At 53.3% G+C, this 612-nt stretch carries 1 rRNA gene; it reads right to left on the bottom strand.

The annotated features are described in order from the left end of the window. Positions 1-612 (bottom strand): 23S ribosomal RNA (locus OP498_RS18525); the annotation flags it as partial.

Here is a 612-nt window from a genome sequence, read left to right as displayed (position 1 = left end):
ACCCGTAGCTTCGGTACCTGGTTTGAGCCCCGTTACATCTTCCGCGCAGGCCGACTCGACTAGTGAGCTATTACGCTTTCTTTAAAGGATGGCTGCTTCTAAGCCAACCTCCTAGCTGTCTGAGCCTTCCCACATCGTTTCCCACTTAACCAGGATTTCGGGACCTTAGCTGACGGTCTGGGTTGTTTCCCTTTTCACAACGGACGTTAGCACCCGCTGTGTGTCTCCCACGCGTCACTCACCGGTATTCGGAGTTTGCCTCGGGTTGGTAAGTCGGGATGACCCCCTAGCCGAAACAGTGCTCTACCCCCGGCGGTGCTACGTGAGGCGCTACCTAAATAGCTTTCGAGGAGAACCAGCTATCTCCGGGCTTGATTAGCCTTTCACTCCGATCCACAAGTCATCCAAATCTTTTTCAACAGATCCTGGTTCGGTCCTCCAGTTGATGTTACTCAACCTTCAACCTGCTCATGGATAGATCGCCCGGTTTCGGGTCTATTCCCAGCGACTGGTCGCCCAGTTAAGACTCGCTTTCGCTACGCCTCCCCTAATCGGTTAAGCTCGCCACTGAAAATAAGTCGCTGACCCATTATACAAAAGGTACGCGGTCAC

It is taken from the genome of Halomonas sp. 25-S5 (genome assembly GCF_029889845.1).
Classification (GTDB): domain Bacteria; phylum Pseudomonadota; class Gammaproteobacteria; order Pseudomonadales; family Halomonadaceae; genus Halomonas.
Note: the sequence above shows the minus strand (reverse complement) of the source record. Positions and strands in the feature narration are given on the sequence as shown.